Raw genomic sequence first — 19,238 nt, 5'->3', positions numbered from 1 at the left:
CCGCTGCTGCCGACCCGGGCGCTGTACCCGCTGCTGCCGATCTGGGCGTAGTTCCCACTGCTGCCGATCTGGGCGTAGTTCCCACTGCTGCCGATCCGGGCGCTGTACCCGCTGCTGCCGATCTGGGCGCTGTACCCGCTGCTGCCGATCTGGGCGTAGTTCCCACTGCTGCCGATCCGGGCGCCGTCCCCGCTGCTGCCGATCCGGGCGCCGTCCCCGCTCTCATCTTTGCCCTTCGTCGCGGACTGGATGGCGCTAACTTCGCTTCCCACGATCGCGGCCGTATCCTTGATTTCTGCAAAGACCTTCGACGCCAGCCATTGCGCATCGCTAAAGCGCTTGTCGTCATACAGCGCATTCATAACGAGGCCGTAGTCGCCGCCTTGCGGGAACTTCTCTCGGAACCAATCTCGTCCATCCCCGCACGCGCCCCATTCGCGGATGCGCAGGAGGGTAATTTCGGTCGGGTTTGTCGCTTCACTCATCACGCGCTCCACTTCTCAGCATTCAGCAAGCCGCTCTCACGGCGGATTTCGTTGTCGTCGTGGCGGAGGTCGGACAGGCACGGCAGGGCTGCCGCGCGCTCGATCCGCTCCATGAGGAAGGAGCGTGCAATCACGTCGCTCAGGTCCTCGTTGATCTCGCGGGGGCGGGTCATGCTACCTCTCCCATGCGCTTCATCTCGAAGTAGATCCGAGCGCAGGCCCGGACATCGACCAGGGCGTCATGCGCGCCCTCAAGCGTCTCGCCGTAGAAGTGCTGAATGCACTCTTCGAGCTTTGGCGCTTTGGGCTTGTTGATCCCGGCCGCCCGCATGCGAGGCGTCGGCGGCAGGTTCACCAGCGGCGCAGCGGCTTCCATCGTGCAGAACTGCGCAGTCGGCAGTTTCCACTCAGACCGCTTGGCCCGGGCGTACATGGTCGCCACGATCTGCCGATCAAACTGAATATTGTGCGCGACCAGAAGATCAGCCCGGCTCGTCAGATCGTAAAAAAGAACTGCGGCGACCTGCTCCCGGATGCCGTAGCGCGCTGCCTTTTCTGTTGTGATGCCGTGGACGGCTGCCGCTGCATCAGGAACAGTCCAGCCATCCGGGCGGACGATGACGTTCACGCACGCCTCTTCCTGACCCTGATTGTCTGTCAGGATGGCCGCGAGCTGCACGCAATGCGGCTGATCCTCATGACCGGTCGGAAGTCCGGGCTTCGCAAAGCCCGTGGTCTCCGTATCAAAGAAGAGGATGCTCATGCCGGCATCTCCTCAGCCGGGACTTCCGCGTTGGCGTCAGCCTGCTGGCGTTCCTGCTCGTGCAGCACGCCGTAGCGATCGGCGAACAGGTCGGTAACGTCTGCAATCACATTTTCAGGGAACGGATTGCCTTCGTTCTCTCGCTTGGCTTTGGACAGCTCCCACTTCTTTTCCAAATCCAGAACGCAGCCAGTGGTTGAACAGGAGTTCAGACGCGCGCGGAAGAATTCTACATGATCTGTCTGACGTCCTGCCTGGATCTGCTGGCGTTGCGGCGTGACATCGACCGGCTTCTGATTGGACACGCTCTTCCGGAAGTCATCCTGCGGAATGTCAGCGGCTTCCTCGGCCGTGATCAGCCCACGCAGCACATCCGGGAAGGCGTCGCGCAACGCAAAGCCACGAGCGCGCATCTGAAGCATGCGTTTCGGATACTGCTTCCACGGCCCCGGCTTGCTCCATAGGCCTGCATCTTTCGCATCCTGCACACTAAACCGGGCCTCGACCGGTGACTTGCCCTTGCGCTTGGCAACGCAGATGGCCGTCATCTTGTCGCCCTCGCCTTCCAGCGTCTCGACCACATCGTCACAGACCGGAGAAGCCTTCACGAGGCCAAGCAGGGCATCGCCCCAGACGCTTGGGCGCCCATTGATAACCGCGATATTCTGCATGGACTGCATCGGTGCCAGACCAAGTTCGGATCCCATCTGCACTGCGATCAGAATGGCCGAGGGCTTGCCCATGTAATCTTTCGGAACCATGCCGCTGCCAGCCGCGATCTCGGCAAAGCGCATCAGTTCGTTGAAGCTGTTGATCTGGATTGCAGGCGCATGTCCCTGCGTCGTCGTAACTGCGTTCATCGTCTCAAGCCCTTCCGGCAATGATGGTGGGATTGCGCAGGACGCGCGCCACGATCCGGGACAGGCCTGCGACGGTCTGGTCTTTGATCTTTCGGTCCACATCGAGCGCGATGTTCGCGGCATCGAGATAGCGCTGCCAGTGCAGGTCATGCTCTGCCTGGTCGCCTGCCATATCGGCCCGGCCTGCGGCATTCAGGCTCACGCAAGCGGCCTTGCGGAACTGACGGCGCTTCATTTCCAGATATGGAACTGATGCTTTGGCCACACTTCGGGCGTTTGCTGTTTCACGCATTTCAGAAATTCCTGTTGTTTACTTGCCGGTCAGGCGGCGATGGGGATCTGTACGGTGTAGGTCGGGCTCTTTAGACTTAGGGCCGCCTCCCCGCATCGAAATGAAAGGCGTCTCAGGTCTTGGATTGCACTCGGATCATGCTCAATCCGGTAGGCAATTTCCTGGACCTGCAGCAGTAGGTCAGCAGCAGAGACCAGGTCGTGAGCGCTGATGCCGGGCATCACGCAGGCTCCATGTTGTGGAGCACGCCATCGTCGTGACGGATCATCCACTCTTTGCACCGCTGAACAGCTTTCCAGTCTGAATCGACGTCAGAGAGTTCAACGCCACGAACCCAAGATCCGTCCCGCCGCTTGCGGTGAATCTCAAGCCCTACCTCAGCTTCGGCCAGCGCATAATTCGACGTTTCAAACAGCGTGCGCTTGGTGAACTGAGGCCCCGGAAATCTCGACTGGATCTCTCGCAGATCATCCTCAGTCACATCATGAAAGCGTGGCCAGTTGGGATCTGTCAGCAGCGGCGGCGCGCGCTCAAATGTATTCTGCGGAAAATTGTCAGGCAGGTTCGCCATTGTGGTTCTCCCTCGCCGCTTCGTGCGGTGTGGGACTATATGTGCGATAACGTCACACAGACGTCAAGCGATAAAATCGCACATGTATGATTTTATCGATCGTATCGCACAAAAAGAAACCCGGCCGGAGCCGGGTTATTGGGTTAGTCGTCTTGTGTATATGCTTCTATAGCGAGTTGGGCGAATGAGGCTGGAAGCGCGTTTTGCTTCACCTTAGTGCCTAAGTAAGTAGCGAATTTGCCCTTCCCAACGTAGTCTTCGCGGAACCACCTTCTGAATTCAGCTAAAGCTAAATCTGGATAACACCACGCATGCTGAGGATTGGATTTGGCTTGGGGAAAATACTCGGGATAGTTGTGATTCCACCTTTTCCTTGGTCCAAATTTTTCGTCAAAGCCTCCGCTCTTCCAATGATTGGCCCAAATGCTTCCTACGCTCCCGTCTGGAACAAAAGTACTGTCAATGTGCAACCCACATTGACCTAAAGTAACGATCATATCAGATATTTCCTTAAAAATTCCGAAATATCCAGGAGGCAATGAGTTGTAAGTTAAAGAAACTCTATCATGGAATTGACGCCAAACTACGGGAACATGGTTATTTGGATCATATCCAACCTGTGTATAAATAAATTGCTCGAGAGCTTTTCCTGCGAGAAGCCTAAAATTACTTTTAGCTTGTTCGGTGGTATTTAAAGCGTCAAAGGCATAATATTCGAGAACAGCCAGAGATACAGCGTCAGTATATGCGTAGAACGATCCTGATGTCTGAGTTATCTCGACATAAGGTTTTTCTATTTCAATACCCCTCCCTTGCAGAATGTTTTTAACTCCGGCCGTCATTGGGGGAGGAGATTCAAGATTCCATGTTTGGCCCATCTCGACGATTCGAGGATTAGCAATACCACAAAGCCTCGCAAGGCCGCGTCCTGTTAGGAAAGGAGTCCCATCAGATAGAACCCCCATACCAACGCCGTCTATCTCGATTTGTTTTTCAATCGTTAGATCTAAGCGGCCTTGTCCAGGGACGATCGGAAACGTAGCCATAAAATATCCTATCTCATTGAAATAAATGCATGAAATGGCGATCGGATTTTACTTCCAAGTCCACTTCCCAACGACGCGGCCGTTGATCTCAATCTCCGAGAGCAGAACCTCATCCGTGTCATAGGTCTTGTTCACACTGATGATTCGAACGCGCTCAGGATCGCTCCGGGGTACGAGCTGAAGCTGTTTGATGACGACGCCGTGCCCGTTCCACAGCACATACACACCGTCATGGCTCATGAGCTTATGATGCGTATCGACCAGCACCCGGTCGCCCGGCATGAAATCAGGCTCCATCGAATTGCCAATGACGCGCACCACTGCGAGGCCAGAACTGTCCGGGACGTAGTTCTCGAGGAATGCCCTAGGCAGCGTCCAAGTAGCCAGAGACGTATGCATGTCTCCGTCGCCGCCATTTTCGGCCACAAGCGCCCCGCCGCCAGCCTGGGGTGACACGTCAAACTCATTGATGACCACTTCGCCATGTTTCGGCTTCTTGGTCCGTTCAATGCGCTCTGCTCGCTCGATGCTGGGGGCGATACCGTCCGTTCCAGGAGCGACGCCAGCAAGGCTCCAGACTTCACCTGAAGTGATCGGCGGATCGCCACGATCCAAGAGGAGCGGCAACATGCTCTTGACCAGATCCACCGGCAGGTACGGTTTTTTGTATTTCCCCTCGTACGAGGCGTATGTCGAGTATCGCTCACCATACCCTAAGGCCTGAGCAAACTCGCGGACGGTATAGCCACCGCGTAAGCGCAGTGCCTTCAATCGGTCGTTGACGGGCAAATCAGTCATTTCTCCACTATGTGCGAAATGACCGCACATGTCTGTGCGAAAAAGTCATTGCTATTTGTGTGAATGTGTCGCACAAATCGCACATGACCAACGCACTCGTTATCATCGAGGAGCAAGGGGGCACACGCTCACTGGCTCGCAAGCTCGGACTTTCGCCGTCCACCGTTCAGTCGTGGAAGCGAAAGGGAAGCATCCCGGCAAGCCGGGTCCCCGCAATCGCAACCGTCACGGGAATGCCTTTGAGCGAACTGCTGAAGGCCTGCCTTCCGCCCCTCCCCGCCCGCGCCAAGCGGAAGGAGGTTGCGTGATGGCTGGAAGTTTCAAATGGAAGCCCCGCCTTTCTGAGCTGGAACGCCTGATCCGTGAAGGAAAGACACGCGCCCAGCTCGCGGACCATTTCGGTGTGTCTGAAAACGGCATTGCAGCCACGATCCGCCGCTATGGCTTCAATGGCCTGTCGCCAAATGACAGCTCCACCGGCGGCGCATCTTCTCGTATCGACTGGTCTCCGTTGATGCCGACGCTTCTCGAAATGATGGAGCGGGCAGAGAGCGCCTCCGCCATTGCCGAGAGGCTGGGCGTCTCAACGGTCGCACTGTCTGCGGCCATGGAACGGCAGGCTCCCAAGGCTATCCGCTCCAAGTGGAAAGCGGCACGTCAGCAGGCTGCGCACCCGAAGAAACACGTTCCTGCTGCGCCGGTAATCAGGCAGCCGCTGGCGCCCTTCTCGGACGTGTCGTGGCGCGCTCTGTTCGACGGCGATCCTCTGCCTGTGCCGGACTGCGCGTTCGGCCGTGGCAGCGGACTGCACTGAGCCTCATCCCCAGATGTCCGCTCCAACCAACATCGCCAGTTTGAGCGCCAGGTGGTCCTTGACCTCCTGCGGCTGTCGGCTGTGCAGGGTGCCCCAAAGCTGGGCGTCCCTACACAGTGCGACAGCAAGGTGCGGCGTGTCCGCGTCGATCTCGAATTGTGGTGTCTGGGGCGCGTCTCCTTCCATCGTGGTTGCTCCTTCTCTGCTCGGTGACACGGCAGAGAATGGAGCAAAAGCATGGGTAATGATCGGGCAATTACTGACCGAATTCTTCCGCAAAATGACCGAAAGTTTCCGCGAATGAGCGCCGCCACCGTTGCGCCCGTCCGCGTCCGACTTCTCGAAGCGATCAAGCGCGAGTTCGCGCCTCTGCGCTTCGGAGCCGAAATGCTGGCCCGGGCTTCCCAGAAATCCCCCAGGTCCGCCCGTAACTGGCTGTCAGGAACCAATGCCCCGGACGCCGAGGCACTGATTGAGCTGATGGCCTCCTGCAACTCCATTGCGGACGAGGTTGAACGCCTCGTCGCAGAGCGCCGCAAGGCGCGTGAGGACACACAATGCCCTGGTTCACCCTTAAACTAGGCCGGTTTGGGTTCGGCCATCATGCAGGCCCTCCCCCGTCATACCGGTTCGCATGGCTGCGCATTCTCTGGCGCGACTGGGATGCCTGGTCGGCTTGGGCCGAGGCCGAGATGGCCAGGCACCAGCGCGCTCTCAATGCTGCACGAAAGGAACTCCGGAAATGACGCTCAACAACTCCCAGGCTCGCCTCTTCTCTTTCGTTCAGCGTATCGAAACGCTTCTGGAAGAACGCAAGGGAATTAACGAAGGCATCTCCGACATCAAGACTGAGGCCAAGGCGGCCGGGTTCGATAACAAGGTCATCATGCAGATGATCCGTGAGCGCGCCATGTCTCAGGCCGAACGTGAGGAGTGGCAATCCCTCTGTGAACTCTACCGTGCCACGCTCGGCATGCTGGACGGAACGCCGATGAGCGACAATGCGCGCCGCCACATGTCCCGCGACGAAAAGGATGATCGGGAATCTGGTGTCGATGACATGTTCGACCCGGCACCTGAGCCCGAGCCAACAGCCTCTCCGTCCGAGGCGCGAGCTCAAGGTGCGGAGGCATTTCGATCGGGCAAGCGCGTCACTGAAAATCCTTTCCCTGCTGGAGACCCCGCCCGTGCTTCCTGGGATGAAGGTTGGTGCGCTGAAGCTGGTAGCGACGGCATGGATATCCCTCCTGAGTGGCGTCGTTCCCAGAAGAAGGCTGAGAAAGGGGATGAGGCATGAGGCGCGACGTGAACATGCAGCCGACAAGGCTCCAGCGTAAGCCGGCAGAGGATCCAATTGAGCGCCTGAAGGCATGTCTGGGGAAAACAGCAGACGTCCGCTCCCCGAAGGACGCAGAAGAACCCATCCTCGACGCCTCAGTGCGCGCGTCTCTCTTCCAGTGGATGGCAGAGATCCGCGCGGCCGATGAGCTTAAGTCCGTTGGCGTGAAACCTCGGACCAATGCGCTGCTCTTCGGTCCGCCTGGCTGCGGCAAGACAACGCTGGCCCATCACTTTGCGGCGCGTCTGGGCTTGCCGATGGTCGTTGTGGGGTCCGAGCATCTGATCGCCGGTATTCTTGGCGCGAGTGGTCAGAACGTGGCCAAGCTATTCGATGGACTTGCAGCCGCTGAAACGCCTGTTGTGCTGTTCATGGACGAAGTAGAGGCCGTCGGTGCAAGTCGCTCTGGTCGAACAGGTGGCCAGTGCGACGATGAGAAGAACAGCGCTCTGACCGTCCTCCTGCGCAAGATGGAAGAGTTCAATGTCGGCTATTTCATGGCTGCCACGAACCTTCCCGACGGGATCGATCCGGCCTTCTGGCGTCGGTTCAATATGCAGATCGGCATTGCCTTGCCGGGCTTCCAGGAGCGCTTTGCCATCATCAAGCGTTACGGGATGCCGTTCGCTTTTGATGATGATGACCTCGACCTTCTTGCCGAAGCCACTGACGGAGCTTCTCCTGCGTTGCTGCGGGAATTAATGGAAGGCGTGAAGCGGACGCTTGTGGTTCGACCGCGCATGAACATGCCGATCGATGATCCTTGCACGATCTTTGCGTCTGTACTCTCCGCGACCATGCCGCCACCTGAAATGGAAGTGCCGAAGCTCTGGCGGAATGCCGAGACCGTCAAAGGTCTCAGTGCAATGTCTTGGCCCCCCCAGAGAATGGGAGGCCAGGCATGACCGCTCACACCGAAGATCGCCTGCACCAGCATATCTGGAACGCTCTACAGTTCATCCTGCCGACAGGGGCAGTCCCTCAGTCCTTCGAAAACCGCCAGAACGGCGCCAGAGAGGGCGCGCGCCGAAAGGCCCGCGGATGCCTCCCTGGGTGGCCGGATCTTGGCATCGTCTGGAATGAGCGGACCTACTACATTGAGCTCAAGGCGCCGAAGGGGCGTCTTTCTCCAGAACAGAAAGCGAAACATGCCGAGCTTCGCGCAGCTGGCGCAAAGGTTGGCGTCTGCCGGTCTCTTGATGAGGTTATCGATTTCCTGCGCTCAGTCGGCATGCCAGTGCGTGCAGAGGTGATGGCATGAGCATTCCTGAGCCAATGACGCCAAACGACTGCGATTTGCGCGGATTGCCATTTATGCAGTTAGACGTGGTTCGTTTGATCGATAGCGATCTGTTTGCGCTCTCGACTGGCGATGAGTTTAAGGCGGCCGTTGCACTCTGGTGCAAGAGTTGGCTGCAAGTTCCTGCAGCAAGCCTACCTGATGATGATCGCGTTCTTGCGCATTTATCAGCGGCTGGATCGCGCTGGAAAAAGGTGAAATCCCTTGCTTTGCGCGGGTGGATCAAGTGCGCGGACGGCCGCCTGTACCATCCCACGGTAGCAGAGAAAGCCCTCCACGCATGGAAAGCCCGCACTGCACAGCGCGAGCGTGCGGCAAAGCGCTGGCAGAAAAAAGACGAGGGAGCTGGCAATGCCACGGCATCGGAAAACGACATGCCACGGCATAGCGACGGCACATCCCACGGCAATGCCTTAGAGAGGGAGAGGGAGAGGGAGAGTAAAAAGAAAGAAACACTCACTTCGTTCGTGCCGCCGGCCGAGCCGTCGCCGTCCGTGGTCGATCCCGTTGATGCTGGCTCCCAGACCCCTCCTGCCCGTCCATCGCCACCCGATGCCCGGACTGCCCTGTTCCGACTAGGGCTCCAAGCCGTCCGGGGCCTGACCGGAAAATCCGAGGCTCAGTCTCGTGGCCTGATCGGAAAATGGCTCAAGGCTTGCGGCGACGACGCCTCGATCCTGAACCGGATCCTGCTCGAAGCTGCCGACCTTCGACCAGCCGAGCCTGTGGCGTGGATCGAGAGGGCCGTGGCGCAACGCAGCGGCCATTCATCGCGAGACGCCGAACGTAGTCGGAACAAGGCCGCATGGCTCGAAGGCGAAATGCTGGAAGGATTTTGACCATGACCCAGATCGCTCACCGCAATTCCGCCGTAGCCACGAAGCGCCCCGACGCGGAATACATCCCTGCCAGCGGTGACCTCCGTGCCCTGATCGAGGCAAAGCGCGAAGGATATCTCTGGCGGACTGACCTGACGAAGGATCGGATTGCGGCCGTTCGCCTCCAGCTCGCAGCAGCCGAAGCCGCTGCGCTTCCGTGCCCGTTGCTTGGCGTGAAGACCTGGCTTGGACGCCTTGCGCAGCTCGTCACCAATGCTCCCGCCCCGGAAGCGCGGTCAGCTCAGGCCGCGATCTTCGCTGAGGTTTGTTCGGACATCCCGGTCGGCGCCTGGACCCCGGAAACCCGGATCGCATGGACCCGGCAGGCCGACCGGAACGGCTATCCTGTTGGATCGCGCTGGCCTGCACCGGGCGAGTTGTACGCCCACCTCCGACCCTTTGCCGAGCAGATCCGGGCCGAAGTGACTGGCTTGCGGGAAATCCTCGCCATGGCGGAAACGCCGCGAGAGCCGGAACGCAAGCGGCCGAATGCTTCGGAGCTGGCCCGGGCCGGCGCTCTGGCTGACGCCGTGATCCGCGAACTGCTTGCAGCAGGCGGCGAAACGGAGAACCGGGTATGATGCGGCGCGACATCATCGCAGACATGCCCGGAGAGGTAGCGACGTTGGCCGCTGAGTGCGGTACGGAATGTCAGACGCACGATGGGGTGGAAACGTCTGGAAGCGATGGCGATGCCTCTACGGCTTTGCTCGATAATAGTGGAACAATAAACACCGAGGGCGATCTGGGGTTGAGTGTGGAGTGAGGCAAAAGGCGCCGAAGAGCGGCGATACCGTTAGGGCGAGCTAGCATCTCGCCCTGCAAGAGCACCCGAATTAAGAATTATTCAGCAGTTGCATACCTGACTTTTTCAGTGCGCGCGTGGTCTACCTCAGGGATTCCCTTGACAAGCTTAGGACTATATTTTTGGCGAGCACAATAATCCAGAGCGCTTTTAATAAAGCCACGATTAGTGAAAGATACCGCTTTGCAGTTGATCGGATGTCCTGATTTGTCGATATCAAAAACAATATCGACACTTCCTGATATATTATTTTCTACTAACTCAAATGGGTAGTAAGGCTCGGGATTTTCAATCTTCTTCGCTTCAGTTGCCACTTGAGACGCGCAAGAAATATTTGGCATTGCCATCAAAAAAATCAACAATAAGAACTGCTTCAAGTTGGCCTCCCGTTAATACCTTTCCGCGTAATATGATACATTCTCAATCTTTTTGATAGATATGGTTACAATTTTGGAGCCGCTATGACCCTCCCCTGGTACCTGAACCCTTGGGCCGAAGTGCAGCGGTTGCGCGCCCAGTTGCTCAGTGAGAACGATTACGATGCAGAGCGGTATGCTGGTTTCATGCGGCACACTGACAGCCTGAAACGGGAAATCGAGCGGCTCAAGACGCGCGTTGCGGAGCTGGAGCAATGGGAGCCGCCTCCACCAATGCCCGGACGTTTGACGCCTGCGCGGGAGTGGAAGCGATGACCCGGCGTAGTCTGGGATATTGAGTCGAGAATCTACCGATGGAATTCTAAAGTTACGGATTGGCGGGATTGTAGGGAACCGGCTGGAGGTTTCCATCAGGAATTCCATAACCTGAACCAGTTGGTTTATCGCCAACATATTCAACGTCATTCCACCAATAGGCTATCCAGCAAGGTGCAGAGACATTTCCTTTTTCGGTGATGTAGGTTCCCCACTCATACAGCCGCACACAACCAAATCGTTTAGCGAGAGTGTTGGCGGCTTCCGCTGCACTGGATTTTTCGCTTGAGAATATATTTACAAGCCAAGGAGAGCCCTCATACTTGTGGGCAGCATCTATCGCATAGCGAGCTTTGTGATTCCACTTTTTCATTATGCCTGGTAACTTAAAAATATCCTCAGACATCACAAATCCTTTTTAGTACAATTATAATTAACAGCCCTAGATTACAGCACTTTTCGCCTTGTACAGGAACCTTCCCCTGTACTAACATTCCGGCATGCCAGCAGCCCAGAAATCCCGCGCCGGACTCGGCGACACGCTTCGCCACTTTTCGACGCCGAAGACGGTACGAAAAACGGCATTCATCCCAGCCAAGGTGGAGGATAATTCTCCGACGCCGGAGCGGATGGCGAAGGGGGATTATGAGTGGCAGGGCAAGAAGCGGATCAAGCTGAATACCGTGAACGCTTTACACATGGCGGGTGACATCAACGGCGACGCCGTCACGGCTGCGAAATGGTGGATCTGCGATTATGTGTTCGCAAACCATGGGTATCTGGACATTCTAAGTGAGGTGCTGCCCTCCGATTACGTGAAGGGCGACGTGCACACTTTCGCAATCTCTCGGGGTAACGCGGCCGAACGGATTGGCATGATCCGCGACCGGCTTGGGTTTTGCGCTCATCTTCGGCTGGAAATGATGCTTGCGCGGGAACTGTCTTTCTCGGCGATGGCCGAAGCTTTGATGGCAGGGAAGCCGAGGGATGGACGGAAGATCATCTCCGGGCAATGTGCCTTCATCCTGGAGCAGCTCTCCGGTGCCTATGCTGGGGTTCGAAAGGAAATCCGGGACAGGATCGAGCGGAACAAAGCGCTTGTACTTGGCGCCAGCGCCTGATACGGTTGGGCAACACTGAAGAATTGCGCCCGTAGCGCCAGAAATAGCCCGGACAATCAGCGATGGCCGCAACCACAATCACAGCCGGTGATGTGGTAAGGTGGCGCGGATCGCTCCATGTGATTGCAGCAATGCAATCAGGCCGTGCGGCTTTGTGTCCTGTCCTGCCGACCAGCACAGTCAGGCATCGTGCAGATATCCTGATCGAGTTTCCTGACACGCTTTATCTCGGCGTTGTTGATGGTGCCCTGATCCGGTGCAAGCCGTTCGTGTTTCATAATGCGCACAAATTGACGAAAGACGGGGCTTTGTCTCCTGCCCTTGTGTCCCGCGTTCAACGCGCAATCGGGCGGGAACTGGACACACGTCGCGTTGAGGCTGGGCGCCCGAAATATCTGGTGAGGTAGTCATGGCGAGGAAGAAGGCGGAAGTTATTCCGGTCCCTGCTCCACGCCCCGCCGGGCGGCCTTCCATCTTCACGCAAGAGCTTTGGGACCGTGTCCTCTGCTTGATCGAGGAAGGACAGACGATCCGCGATATTGCGGCGATGGTCGACATGCCTGCGTGGGATACGATCAGGCGATGGATCAGGAATGACGAAACGTTATCGTCACAGTACAGGCGCGCGCGGGAGGAAGCGACCGATGCAATGGAGGCGGAGATCCTAGCAGATGCGAGGACCGCCAACGCTGAAAACGCCAGTGCGATAAAAGTCCGAGCCGACATTATCCGTTGGGCCATGTCCAGGCGTGCGCCGAAGAAGTATGGCGACAAGATCACACAGGAACACACCGGCGCTGATGGCCAGTCCCTTGCCCCGCCAACGTTGATATTCCAGACCACGGAAGCTCCGAAACGTGACGAGGACGCTGATTGAGATCCCGCCAGCATTTGGCGATTTCTCTCAGCCTAAACGGTACCGGATCTGGTATGGCGGCCGTGGGTCTTCGAAGTCCTGGACAATTGCGCGCGTGCTTGTGGCCCTGGCTGCGGCTCGTCCGATCCGGGTCCTATGCTGCCGTGAGTTCCAGAACTCTATTGCGGATAGTGCCAAGAAGCTTTTGGCGGACCAGATCGAAAGTATGGGGTTGTCTCCGTGGTTTACGATCACAGATACATCCATTCGTTCACGGGTCGGCTCTGAGTTCCTGTTCAAGGGGCTTGCCCGCAATGTGCAGGGTATCAAGTCCACTGAGGGTATAGACATTTGCTGGGTTGAAGAGGCCCAGACCACAAGCCAGATGTCTCTTGAGTTGCTGATCCCGACAATCCGAAAGGCGGGGTCAGAACTCTGGTTTACCTATAACCCCCAGAACGATGATGACCCGGTTCATAAGCTGATGCATTCGCTCGAAAGCGATGCAGATGCCCTTGTTCGCAAAGTGAACTGGCAGGACAATCCGTGGTTTCCTGATGAACTGAACGCCGAGCGGCTGCGCTTACTCAAAACGGACCCGGAAGCCTACGAACATATCTGGGGTGGTGAGTGCCGGACGATCAGCGAGGCGGTTATCTTCCGCAGCCGCGTGGTTTTCGAGGCGTTTGATACGCCTGACGATGCGCGCCTTTACTTCGGAGCCGACTGGGGTTTTTCACAAGATCCTACCGCGTTGGTCCGGTGTTTTATACAGGATGGCGCGCTCTACATCGACTACGAAGCGTTCGGGCGTGGTGTCGAACTGGACGAGCTTCCGGCCATGTTTGACCGGGTCCCTCAGTCTCGTGACTGGCCTATTCTTGCGGATTGCGCTCGCCCTGAAACGATCAGCTACATGGCCAACCGGCACAGGTTCCGCATATCGGGTGCGGATAAATGGCCTGGCAGCGTTGAAGACGGCGTCGAGCGGCTGAAGGCATTTACTAAAATCGTGGTTCATCCGCGTTGCCCGAATGTCGCCAAAGAGTTTCGCATGTACGCCTACAAGGTGGACAAGCACACTGGGGATATCCTCCCTAAGATCGAAGACAAGTGGAACCACGGCATTGATGCGCTGCGCTATGCGCTGAACGGCATCATTCAGAACCGCCGCAAGATGCCCTCCTTCGCGGGCTACAAATCAAGGACACGTTGATGAAACACTGGTTCAGCCGCAACCGGGAGCGCAAGCCGTTGCCCGAGCGGCGCGAGCCTGTCCTTTCACGCTCTGACCGACGCCTGAACCTGCGATCATTTCGTGGGCATAGATCAGGTGGGCTGCCGAGCGATCCGCGCCTTGCGTTCGACGCCTACAAGCCCCCCGAAGGCGTGCGGGGTGAAGCTCCAGACACGCTGGCGATGGACAGCGGAAGCCTTGAAGCCGTCGGGGATATAGGAGAATGGGCCGCAACGGCAGCTCCTATCCTGCGTGACTATTTCGAGGACGGTCTGGCCTTTCTTGGCTACCCGCAGCTTGCCCAGATGGCGCAGCGGGCCGAATTCCGCAAGCCGTGTGAGGTCATTGCGCGTGAAGCGACCCGTGAGTGGATCGAGTTCCGATCCGACAAGCAGGGCGGCGACACGGAAGAGAACGAGGAAGCCGCGCAGCGTATTCAGGAAGTCGAGCGCGAGTTCGAGCGCCTGAATGTGCGGCGGATCATGCAGACCCACGTCCTGCACGGTCTGACGTTCGGTCTCGGCCATATCTGGATCGGCATCAAAGGAGCGGCGCTGAATACGACGGCTCAATCTCAGCCGCTCGTGATCGGCAAGAACGGCATGCCGAAAGGCTCACTGGAGCGCCTTGCCAATATCGAGCCGATCTGGACCACGCCGAACAGCTACAACGCGAACAACCCCCTCGCCCCGAATTTCTACAGGCCAGACAACTGGTGGGTTCTCGGAACGATGGTGGACAGCTCCCGTCTGCTGACCACGATCCCCTACCCTGTCAGCCAGATCCTGGCGCCGGCCTTCAACTTCGGTGGCCAGTCGCTCACGCAGCTTCTGCGCGCCTACGTTCACAACTATCTGGCCACGCGTAACAGCACAGCCACCATCGTCCGCAACTTCTCCAAGCTGGTCCTGAAAACGGACATGACGGGGAACATGCAGACGGACATGGGGGCGGGTATGGACGCCCAGCCGATGCCCTATGACGATGTGGATATGGCCTCTGTGCAGGGCCGCGCCGCCTACATGCAGGACGTGTCCGAAGGCCAGGGCACGATCGTGGTGGACAAGGAGCGTGAGGATGCTTCGATCATCGCCACGCCATTGTCTGGGCTCGACAGTCTTCAGGCTCAGTCGATGGAGGCAATGGCCTCGATCCCCGGTATCCCGCTGGTCAAGCTGTTCGGCATCCAGCCGCAGGGACTGAACGCCTCGTCTGATGGCGAAATTCGCGTCTTCTACGACGAGATTTCCGCATTTCAGGAAGCAAACATCCGGCCGTCGCTCCAACGGATCTTCGAAGCCGTGCAGATTCATCTGTGGGGCGAGATAGACGAAGGCCTATCCTTCAACTTCGTCCCGCTCTGGCAGATGGACGAGAAGCAGCTGGCCGAAATCGAGAAGATCAAGGCCGACCTCATGGCCGTGCTGTCCACGGCGGGCATCGTCTCGCCGGAAGAGTGCCGAGAGCGTGAGGCGACTGACGATCATTCCATCTTCAAGGGCGTTGATCTGACCGGCCCTCCCCCTGAGCCACCAGAGCCCGAACAGATGCCGGACATGGAAAGCCTGCTGAAGCGAGGCGAGGAAAGTGACGAGTGACCCAGCTCCGCTGCACTTCTGCGACCGGGAAAGCTCTTAAGCCAACCCGCGCCAGTGCTGCGCTTGAGGCGGCTTACTACCGTGACCTGATGCGTCTCGTCCGGGAGATGGACGACAGCCTGACCTACTGGCTCAAGGCCAATTACCGGAAGCATGAAGCCACCATCGCGCAGGACAGCGTGGCGGACGAACTTCAGAAGGTCATGAACAAGCTCACGGCCCGGTGGCGCGGGCTGTTCGATGATCGGGCGCGGAAGATGGCAGAGATGCAATCCAAGCGCTGGCAACGGCATTCCGATGTGTCGCTGATGGATCGGCTGAAGCAGGCTGGTTTTGCGGTGAGGTTCCGGCCATCCAAGGCTGTGACCGACACGCTGGACGGCCTGGTCAATGAGAACGTCGGCCTCATCAAGAGCATTGCCGAACATCACCTGACGGAAGTGTCGGGGATGGTTCAGCGCTCAGTGATGGCCGGGCGCGACCTGTCCACTCTGACGCAGGATTTGAAAGAGCGATACGGCATCACGCAACGCCGCGCCGCTTTCATCGCCCGGGACCAGAACAATAAGGCCACGTCCTTCATCACGCGGACCCGACAGATCGAGATGGGGCTGACCGAGGCGATCTGGTGCCACTCAAGCGCGGGGAAGCACCCACGGCCCAAGCACGTCGAGGCAGGCCGGAAGCGGCTTCGCTACGACATCCGCAAAGGCGCGGACGTGGACGGCAACGGCAAGCTGATCTTTCCTGGTGAAGAGCCGAACTGCCGGTGCACGTCTCAGGTGATTATTCCGGGGTTTGATCAGTAGAGAGAACGCTCTGTCGAAGTGCGGCAACGGTTTTAGCCTGATTCAAAAGGCTATTGAGGGCGAAATTAACCCTGACTGGATCAGCGGTTCCGTTAACAAGTTCTCTGATAATATTGGTAGCGCCTTGAAAGCCGGCAGCCAAGTTAAGCAACAGCTCTCGTTCGTTTTCTTTCACAACGGCTCTCCTAAAATGACAGACACAATCATGGCCCTTGACCGGTCGGTGCGACGCATCGATGCGGACGGGCATCTGCACGTTGAGCGTTGTGTGCTCAGCGCGGCGGTAGTCTCGCCCTATTACGGACGTGAGATCAATGGTGCCGAGCGTCTGGGACTGGATCCGGACACGATCTACTGGATGTATCGGGACGCCGATGCCTTGCGGGAAGCCGCATCGAGCATGAACGGCAAGCCCCTGATCGAGATCCACCAGCCTGTCAGCGCCGAGGATCATCCTCGCGAGATCACGGTCGGATCGGTCAACAACGCCACGTTTCAGGCACCCGACCTCATCGGTGAACTGTCGATCTGGGACGGCGACGCCATCAAACGAATTCAGGACGGTTCCAAGCGGTGCGTGTCGGCTGGATACGCCTACGAAACCGTCCCTGAGACCGGTGAGATCAACGGTCAGCGCTACACGCTGAAGATGGTCAATATCCGCTTCAACCACCTTGCCCTGGTGGAAGAGCCCCGCGTGAAGACCGCCATCATCGGCGATAGCGCACCACCTAACATCACGAAGGAAACGAGCATGGCTGCCCACAAGCCCATGTCTGCTGCGGCGAAGGTTGCAGCCGCTCTCAAATCCGGCCGCCTTGCCATGGATGCGTCTGAAGAAGACGTCAAGAAGTGCATGGACGAGGACGAAACCGAGGACGACAAGAAGAAGGCCGAGGACGAGTCCGAAGAAGAACGCGAGCGCGACGACGAGGAAGGTGGCCGTAAAGCCAATGAAGTCCTCGAAGGCGAGCGTCGTGAGGAGAAGAAGGCTGGCGACAAGAAGGCCCGCGACGCGGACAAAGACGACGAGCAGGCTGATGACGAAGACGACGAGAAAAAGGATGACAAGAAGGGCATGGATGCCGCTTCTGTCTCTCGTCTGATTGAGGCTGCCGTCTCCAAGGAGCGCCGCCGCAGCAAACTGGCACAGGACGCCCGTGAAGCGGTTCGTCCTCTCGTCGGTGATGTGATCGGTATGGACAGCGCGGGCGACATTTACCGCTACGCCCTGAAGCAGACCGGCCATGATGCTGCCGGCGTTCATGACAGCGCCCTCCCCGCCCTCGTCAGCATGGCGATCAACGCCAAGCGTCCCGAGCGTCCGGCCCGTCTCGCGGCTGACAGCGCCATCGACAGTGATTCCCCTCTGGCGGGCGTTTCTGCTCGCCGCAAAGCGTAAGGAGCGGCCCCGATGGGTTTCCCTACCAAGATCAATTACACCTGGGCCAAGGGCTTTCCGGGCGGCATCGCTTCGGCAAACCCGCGTCGTTCTGCCATTCCCGGACCGATGGGCTTCATCGCTGGCACTGCTGGCGTCGCCGTTGCTGCGTTCGGCTGGGTGCAGGCCGACGGCGTGACCGTCCTGAACAAGCCAATCGCATCCGAAGCCCCGACCGGCTTCGTCCTGCGTGACCAGACGGGCCTGATTACGGCCTATCTGGGTGAGAGCACGATGCTGCTGCCGAGCGGTTTCAATGTGCAGCTCATGACGGGCGGCGATTACTTTGCGGTCGCGTCAACGGCTGCCACCCCCGGACAGGCCGTCTACGCCTCCACGACGGATGGCACACTCCAGACTGGTGCAGTAGGCACAGTTCCTGAAGGCACGGTCGCAACCGGCTTTATCGTGACCCAGGGCGGCGCGGCCGGTTCCACCATCATCATTTCCGGTGCAGTTGCGCCGATTGCCGGGAGCAACGAGTAAATGGCTTCGTTTCAGAAAGACGCGACCCGCCTTGCGCAGGACTGGGGTATCAATCTCCCCGGCGTAACGCATTACGTTGGCGAGCGCGGGAACGCCTATGATGCGGCCCCGGCCTTCGGCACGGTCACGGCCCCGAACAGCGGTATCCCGGCCGTCATCAACACGATGGTCGATCCGCAGTTGATCCGTCAGCTTGTCACGCCGACCAAGTCTGAAGAGGCCTACGGTTCCCAGAAGAAGGGCGATTGGCGGATCAAGACGGTCATGTTCCCGGTCATCGAGGCGTCCGGCTATGCCGTGGCCTATGGTGACTTTGAGCAGGCTGGTGATAGTTCGGCAAACGCCAACTGGGTCAACCGCCAGTCATTCACGTTCCAGACCTGGGCCAAATATGGCGATCTGGAATCCGAGATGATGGGCATGGGTAGCATCGATTGGGTTGCCGAGCAGCGCACGGCCGGTTCGTCGGTTCTTGAAAAGCAGCAGAACCTGCTGAACCTGTTCGGCCTCACTGGCCTTGAGAACTACGGCGCCCTGAACGATCCGGCCCTCCCGGCTGCCATCACGGCGTCCGTGAAGGCCGGGACTGCAACCTCGTGGAGCAGCACCAGCGATCCGAACCTGATTTATCCGGACATCGTGACCCTGTTCGCCGCGCTGAACAAGGCGATGATGGGCAACATCACCAATCAGACGCGCCTGAAGTTGGTCCTCCCGTCTGAACTTTCGCAGGTGATGGCCTATACCAATCAGTACGGGATCACTCTGGAGGACATGCTGAAGAAGGCGTGGCCGAACATGGAGATCGTCTTCCTTCCGGAGGCTGGCGTCACCATGTCGGGCGGCTATACCAGCGCCAACGTCATGCAGATGTTCGTGCCGGAAGTCGATGGGGTCGAGACCGTCACCACGGCGTTTACTGAGCGCCTGACCATGCACCGCCTTGAGCAGTATTCCACCAATGCGCGCCAGAAGATGTCGCGTGGTGGCTGGGGTACGATCTGGAAACGTCCGATGGCTGTCGCACAGATGGTGGGGATCTAAGAC

General features: G+C 58.3%; 30 protein-coding genes and 1 pseudogene. 20 read left to right on the top strand and 11 right to left on the bottom strand.

Going from position 1 to position 19,238, the window contains the following annotated elements; all coding sequences use genetic code 11:
• The 8 genes and pseudogenes from JK202_RS11150 to JK202_RS11115 all read right to left on the bottom strand — a co-directional run.
• A pseudogene (locus tag JK202_RS11150) lies at positions 1-485 on the bottom strand (hypothetical protein); the annotation flags it as partial.
• Positions 485-658 (bottom strand): hypothetical protein, encoded by a 174-nt coding sequence (locus tag JK202_RS11145; protein WP_211561071.1) that lies wholly within the window; start codon positions 656-658, stop codon positions 485-487. The gene JK202_RS11145 and the pseudogene JK202_RS11150, both read right to left, overlap by 1 nt.
• Positions 655-1,248, bottom strand: coding sequence for a 3'-5' exonuclease (locus JK202_RS11140; protein WP_211561069.1), 594 nt, complete (start codon positions 1,246-1,248; stop codon positions 655-657). The genes JK202_RS11145 and JK202_RS11140 overlap by 4 nt, the downstream gene beginning before the upstream one ends.
• Positions 1,245-2,108 (bottom strand): recombinase RecT, encoded by an 864-nt coding sequence (locus JK202_RS11135; protein ID WP_211561067.1) that lies wholly within the window; start codon positions 2,106-2,108, stop codon positions 1,245-1,247. The genes JK202_RS11140 and JK202_RS11135 overlap by 4 nt, the downstream gene beginning before the upstream one ends.
• Positions 2,109-2,112: 4 nt before the next feature.
• Complete coding sequence (locus JK202_RS11130; RefSeq protein ID WP_211561065.1) at positions 2,113-2,400, bottom strand: hypothetical protein; 288 nt, start codon at positions 2,398-2,400, stop codon at positions 2,113-2,115.
• A gap of 220 nt (positions 2,401-2,620) precedes the next feature.
• Positions 2,621-2,971 (bottom strand): hypothetical protein, encoded by a 351-nt coding sequence (locus tag JK202_RS11125; protein WP_211561063.1) that lies wholly within the window; start codon positions 2,969-2,971, stop codon positions 2,621-2,623.
• A gap of 143 nt (positions 2,972-3,114) precedes the next feature.
• Positions 3,115-4,017 (bottom strand): hypothetical protein, encoded by a 903-nt coding sequence (locus tag JK202_RS11120; RefSeq protein WP_211561061.1) that lies wholly within the window; start codon positions 4,015-4,017, stop codon positions 3,115-3,117.
• A gap of 48 nt (positions 4,018-4,065) precedes the next feature.
• Positions 4,066-4,815, bottom strand: coding sequence for a S24 family peptidase (locus JK202_RS11115; RefSeq protein WP_194688877.1), 750 nt, complete (start codon positions 4,813-4,815; stop codon positions 4,066-4,068).
• An 83-nt stretch (positions 4,816-4,898) separates the two neighbouring features.
• Between JK202_RS11115 and JK202_RS11110 the strand changes: the two genes are divergently transcribed.
• From JK202_RS11110 to JK202_RS11065, 10 genes are all read left to right on the top strand, one after another.
• Positions 4,899-5,123 (top strand): carph-isopro domain-containing protein, encoded by a 225-nt coding sequence (locus tag JK202_RS11110; protein WP_211561059.1) that lies wholly within the window; start codon positions 4,899-4,901, stop codon positions 5,121-5,123.
• Complete coding sequence (locus tag JK202_RS11105; RefSeq protein ID WP_211561058.1) at positions 5,123-5,629, top strand: hypothetical protein; 507 nt, start codon at positions 5,123-5,125, stop codon at positions 5,627-5,629. Before JK202_RS11110 ends, JK202_RS11105 begins: the two co-directional genes overlap by 1 nt.
• 136 nt (positions 5,630-5,765) lie before the next feature.
• On the top strand, positions 5,766-5,933 hold the full coding sequence (locus JK202_RS11100; protein ID WP_211561057.1) for a hypothetical protein: 168 nt from the start codon (positions 5,766-5,768) through the stop codon (positions 5,931-5,933).
• Positions 5,930-6,211, top strand: coding sequence for a hypothetical protein (locus JK202_RS11095; RefSeq protein ID WP_211561056.1), 282 nt, complete (start codon positions 5,930-5,932; stop codon positions 6,209-6,211). Before JK202_RS11100 ends, JK202_RS11095 begins: the two co-directional genes overlap by 4 nt.
• A 160-nt stretch (positions 6,212-6,371) precedes the next feature.
• Entirely contained in the window at positions 6,372-6,926 is a 555-nt protein-coding gene (locus JK202_RS16520; protein ID WP_211561050.1) for a DUF2312 domain-containing protein, read from the top strand.
• Positions 6,923-7,873 carry an ATP-binding protein gene (locus JK202_RS11085; RefSeq protein WP_211561048.1) on the top strand — a complete coding sequence of 317 codons (951 nt, stop codon included), beginning with the start codon at positions 6,923-6,925 and terminating at the stop codon, positions 7,871-7,873. The genes JK202_RS16520 and JK202_RS11085 overlap by 4 nt, the downstream gene beginning before the upstream one ends.
• Complete coding sequence (locus tag JK202_RS11080; RefSeq protein WP_211561046.1) at positions 7,870-8,229, top strand: VRR-NUC domain-containing protein; 360 nt, start codon at positions 7,870-7,872, stop codon at positions 8,227-8,229. The genes JK202_RS11085 and JK202_RS11080 overlap by 4 nt, the downstream gene beginning before the upstream one ends.
• Positions 8,226-9,107, top strand: a complete 882-nt coding sequence (locus JK202_RS11075; RefSeq protein ID WP_211561044.1) for a DUF1376 domain-containing protein — start codon at positions 8,226-8,228, stop codon at positions 9,105-9,107. Before JK202_RS11080 ends, JK202_RS11075 begins: the two co-directional genes overlap by 4 nt.
• Positions 9,108-9,109: 2 nt before the next feature.
• Positions 9,110-9,727 (top strand): hypothetical protein, encoded by a 618-nt coding sequence (locus JK202_RS11070; protein ID WP_211561043.1) that lies wholly within the window; start codon positions 9,110-9,112, stop codon positions 9,725-9,727.
• Positions 9,724-9,912: a hypothetical protein gene (locus tag JK202_RS11065; RefSeq protein ID WP_211561041.1), complete on the top strand. Its 189-nt coding sequence runs from the start codon at positions 9,724-9,726 to the stop codon at positions 9,910-9,912. Before JK202_RS11070 ends, JK202_RS11065 begins: the two co-directional genes overlap by 4 nt.
• A 77-nt stretch (positions 9,913-9,989) precedes the next feature.
• On the opposite strand, the gene JK202_RS11060 is transcribed toward JK202_RS11065, so the two are convergent.
• The gene (locus tag JK202_RS11060; protein WP_211561039.1) at positions 9,990-10,328 is read right to left on the bottom strand and encodes an energy transducer TonB; all 339 of its coding nucleotides are present in this window, start codon (positions 10,326-10,328) and stop codon (positions 9,990-9,992) included.
• Between the two features lie 84 nt (positions 10,329-10,412).
• Between JK202_RS11060 and JK202_RS11055 the strand changes: the two genes are divergently transcribed.
• Entirely contained in the window at positions 10,413-10,643 is a 231-nt protein-coding gene (locus JK202_RS11055; RefSeq protein ID WP_211561037.1) for a hypothetical protein, read from the top strand.
• 52 nt (positions 10,644-10,695) lie between these two features.
• Here the strand turns inward: JK202_RS11055 and JK202_RS11050 are convergent, their stop codons facing one another.
• Positions 10,696-11,049, bottom strand: coding sequence for a hypothetical protein (locus JK202_RS11050; RefSeq protein ID WP_211561036.1), 354 nt, complete (start codon positions 11,047-11,049; stop codon positions 10,696-10,698).
• 94 nt (positions 11,050-11,143) lie between these two features.
• Here JK202_RS11050 and JK202_RS11045 point away from each other — a divergent pair, with 94 nt between their 5' ends.
• The 6 genes from JK202_RS11045 to JK202_RS16515 all read left to right on the top strand — a co-directional run bounded on the left by JK202_RS11045 (position 11,144) and on the right by JK202_RS16515 (position 16,264).
• Positions 11,144-11,764, top strand: a complete 621-nt coding sequence (locus JK202_RS11045; protein ID WP_211561035.1) for a hypothetical protein — start codon at positions 11,144-11,146, stop codon at positions 11,762-11,764.
• A 62-nt stretch (positions 11,765-11,826) separates the two neighbouring features.
• Positions 11,827-12,171, top strand: a complete 345-nt coding sequence (locus JK202_RS11040; RefSeq protein WP_211561034.1) for a hypothetical protein — start codon at positions 11,827-11,829, stop codon at positions 12,169-12,171.
• 2 nt (positions 12,172-12,173) lie between these two features.
• Positions 12,174-12,641: a hypothetical protein gene (locus JK202_RS11035; RefSeq protein WP_349291858.1), complete on the top strand. Its 468-nt coding sequence runs from the start codon at positions 12,174-12,176 to the stop codon at positions 12,639-12,641.
• Positions 12,622-13,836 (top strand): PBSX family phage terminase large subunit, encoded by a 1,215-nt coding sequence (locus JK202_RS11030; RefSeq protein ID WP_211561032.1) that lies wholly within the window; start codon positions 12,622-12,624, stop codon positions 13,834-13,836. The genes JK202_RS11035 and JK202_RS11030 overlap by 20 nt, the downstream gene beginning before the upstream one ends.
• A complete protein-coding gene (locus JK202_RS11025) occupies positions 13,836-15,455 on the top strand; it encodes a DUF1073 domain-containing protein (protein ID WP_211561031.1) in 1,620 nt (539 codons plus the stop codon). Before JK202_RS11030 ends, JK202_RS11025 begins: the two co-directional genes overlap by 1 nt.
• Positions 15,452-16,264 carry a phage minor head protein gene (locus JK202_RS16515; protein ID WP_211561030.1) on the top strand — a complete coding sequence of 271 codons (813 nt, stop codon included), beginning with the start codon at positions 15,452-15,454 and terminating at the stop codon, positions 16,262-16,264. The genes JK202_RS11025 and JK202_RS16515 overlap by 4 nt, the downstream gene beginning before the upstream one ends.
• Here the strand turns inward: JK202_RS16515 and JK202_RS11015 are convergent.
• Positions 16,242-16,439: a hypothetical protein gene (locus tag JK202_RS11015; protein ID WP_211561029.1), complete on the bottom strand. Its 198-nt coding sequence runs from the start codon at positions 16,437-16,439 to the stop codon at positions 16,242-16,244. The genes JK202_RS16515 and JK202_RS11015 overlap by 23 nt on opposite strands.
• A 15-nt stretch (positions 16,440-16,454) precedes the next feature.
• Here JK202_RS11015 and JK202_RS11010 point away from each other — a divergent pair, with 15 nt between their 5' ends.
• Genes JK202_RS11010 through JK202_RS11000 form a run of 3 tightly spaced genes read left to right on the top strand, consistent with a single transcriptional unit; the run spans position 16,455 to position 19,235 of the window.
• On the top strand, positions 16,455-17,666 hold the full coding sequence (locus tag JK202_RS11010) for a DUF2213 domain-containing protein (protein ID WP_211561028.1): 1,212 nt from the start codon (positions 16,455-16,457) through the stop codon (positions 17,664-17,666).
• A gap of 12 nt (positions 17,667-17,678) precedes the next feature.
• Entirely contained in the window at positions 17,679-18,191 is a 513-nt protein-coding gene (locus JK202_RS11005) for a hypothetical protein (protein ID WP_211561027.1), read from the top strand.
• The gene (locus JK202_RS11000) at positions 18,192-19,235 is read left to right on the top strand and encodes a hypothetical protein (RefSeq protein ID WP_211561026.1); all 1,044 of its coding nucleotides are present in this window, start codon (positions 18,192-18,194) and stop codon (positions 19,233-19,235) included.
• Positions 19,236-19,238: the final 3 nt, after the last annotated feature.

This window comes from Gluconobacter sp. Dm-62 (assembly GCF_018256155.1).
Classification (GTDB): domain Bacteria; phylum Pseudomonadota; class Alphaproteobacteria; order Acetobacterales; family Acetobacteraceae; genus Gluconobacter.
The sequence above is the reverse complement of the archived record's forward strand: the minus strand, read 5'-3'. Positions and strand labels throughout refer to the sequence as shown.